General features: G+C 69.8%; 1 protein-coding gene. It reads left to right on the top strand.

Features of this window, described 5'->3' with window-relative positions:
- Nucleotides 1-217: 217 nt before the first annotated feature.
- A complete protein-coding gene (pepN, locus tag AB0D57_RS47470; protein ID WP_362088731.1) occupies nt 218-2,827 on the top strand; it encodes an aminopeptidase N in 2,610 nt (869 codons plus the stop codon).
- Nucleotides 2,828-2,908: the final 81 nt, after the last annotated feature.

Here is a 2,908-nt window from a genome sequence, read left to right on the forward strand (position 1 = left end):
GGCTGGGTATGTCAGCCCGTCCGGCGTTTGAGGACGAGCCCTTCGGGCGAAGGCGGGGGTCCAGGGGGCGCAGCGCCCCTGGCGGGGGGCTGGGGGCGGAGCCCCCAGGTACGGATGGGACGGGTAAGGGCGGCGGGGGCGAAGAAACATGGACATCGCTTCCGTGCAGGTCCCGTGGAAGGATGGCGCAACCGTCACATAACGAGGAGATGACCGCGTGCCTGGCACAAACCTGACCCGCGAAGAGGCGCAGCAGCGGGCGAACCTGCTCACCGTTGACTCGTACGAGATCGACCTCGACCTCACGGGCGCGCAGGAGGGCGGCACCTACCGGTCCGTGACCACGGTGCGCTTCGACGTCGCCGGTGGGGGTACCTCCCGGTCGAGCGAAGCCGAGACTGGGGGAGGCGCGGAGTCCTTCATCGACCTGGTGGCTCCGACCGTCCACGAGGTGACCCTCAACGGAGACCCGCTGGACGCGGCCGCGGTCTTCCAGGACTCCCGGATCGCGCTCCAGGGTCTGCTGGAGGGACGCAACGTCCTGCGCGTCGTCGCGGACTGCGCGTACACCAACACCGGCGAGGGCCTGCACCGGTTCGTCGACCCCGTCGACCAGCAGGCGTACCTCTACACCCAGTTCGAGGTCCCGGACGCCCGCCGCGTCTTCGCGTCCTTCGAGCAGCCCGACCTGAAGGCCACCTTCCAGTTCACCGTGAAGGCGCCCACCGGCTGGACGGTGATCTCCAACTCGCCGACGCCCGAGCCCAAGGACGACATCTGGGCCTTCGAGCCGACGCCGCGGATCTCCACGTACATCACCGCGCTCATCGTGGGCCCGTACCACTCCGTGCACAGCGTCTACGAGAAGGACGGGCAGTCCGTCCCGCTCGGCATCTACTGCCGGCCCTCGCTCGCCGAGTTCCTCGACTCGGACGCGATCTTCGAGGTGACGCGGCAGGGCTTCGACTGGTTCCAGGAGAAGTTCGACTACGCGTACCCCTTCAAGAAGTACGACCAGCTCTTCGTGCCGGAGTTCAACGCGGGCGCGATGGAGAACGCGGGCGCGGTGACGATCCGCGACCAGTACGTGTTCCGGTCCAAGGTCACCGACGCCGCGTACGAGGTGCGCGCGGAGACGATCCTGCACGAGCTGGCCCACATGTGGTTCGGCGACCTCGTGACCATGGAGTGGTGGAACGACCTGTGGCTGAACGAGTCGTTCGCCACCTACACGTCCATCGCCTGCCAGGCGTACGCGCCCGACTCGCGCTGGCCGCACTCCTGGACCACCTTCGCCAACTCCATGAAGACATGGGCGTACCGGCAGGACCAGCTGCCCTCCACCCACCCGATCATGGCCGAGATCCGCGACCTGGACGACGTCCTCGTCAACTTCGACGGCATCACGTACGCGAAGGGCGCGAGCGTCCTCAAGCAGCTCGTCGCGTACGTCGGCATGGACGAGTTCTTCAGCGGCGTACAGGCGTACTTCAAGGCGCACGCGTACGGCAACACGCGCCTGTCCGACCTGCTGGGCGCCCTGGAGGAGACCTCCGGGCGCGACCTGAAGAACTGGTCGGAGAAATGGCTCCAGACCGCGGGCATCAACATCCTGCGCCCCGAGGTCGAGACGGACGCGAACGGCGTCATCACCTCCTTCGCCATCCGCCAGGAGGCCCCCGCCCTGCCCGCCGGCGCGAAGGGTGAGCCGATCCTCCGCCCGCACCGCATCGCGATCGGCCTCTACAACCTGGACGACGGCAGCGGCAAGCTGCTGCGCGACGAGCGCATCGAGCTGGACGTCGACGGCGACCTGACCGCCGTACCGGGACTGGTCGGCAAGCCCCGCCCGGCCGTCTTCCTGCTCAACGACGACGACCTGTCGTACGCGAAGGTCCGCCTGGACGAGCAGTCCCTCGCCTTCGTGACGGAGCACCTGGGCGACTTCGAGGCGTCCCTCCCGCGCGCCCTGTGCTGGGCATCGGCGTGGGACATGACGCGCGACGCGGAACTCGCGACCCGCGACTACCTGTCCCTGGTGCTGTCGGGCATCGGCAAGGAGTCCGACATCGGTGTCGTGCAGTCGCTGCAGCGCCAGGTCAAGCTGGCGATCGAGTTGTACGCCGACCCGACGGCCCGCGAGGCGCTGCTGACCCGCTGGACCGACGCGACGCTCGCGCACCTGCACGCGGCCGAGCCGGGCAGCGACCACCAGCTGGCCTGGGCACGCGCCTTCGCCGCGACCGCGCGTACGCCGGAGCAGCTGGACCTCCTGGAGGCCCTGCTCGAGGGCCGGGAGACCATCGAGGGCCTCGCCGTCGACACCGAGCTGCGCTGGGCGTTCGTGGAGCGGCTCGCGGCGGTCGGGCGTTACGACGAGGTGGAGATCGCCGGCGAGTACGAGCGCGACAAGACGGCGGCGGGTGAGCGTCACGCGGCCACCGCCCGTGCCGCGCGTCCCGCCGAGGAGGCGAAGGCGGAGGCCTGGGCCTCGGTCATCGAGTCCGACAAGCTCCCGAACGCCGTGCAGGAGGCGGTGATCGGCGGCTTCGTGCAGACCGACCAGCGTGAGCTGCTCGCCCCGTACACGGACAAGTTCTTCGCCGTGGTCAAGGAGATCTGGGACGCCCGCTCGCACGAGATCGCCCAGCAGATCGCGATCGGCCTCTACCCGTCGATCCAGGTCTCCGAGGAGACCCTCGCCAAGACGGACGCGTGGCTGGCCTCCGCCGAGCCCAACGCGGCCCTGCGCCGGCTCGTCTCGGAGTCCCGCTCGGGCGTCGAGCGCGCGCTGAAGGCCCAGGCGGCGGACGCGGCGGCGTCGTAGTCTGCAGTTTTACGTGAAAGGGGGGCGGCCGGGGGGGGGGGGGGGGGCCCCCCCCCGCACCCGACCCCCCGGGGCCGAGGG

It is taken from the genome of Streptomyces sp. NPDC048275 (assembly GCF_040652275.1).
GTDB lineage: Bacteria > Actinomycetota > Actinomycetes > Streptomycetales > Streptomycetaceae > Streptomyces.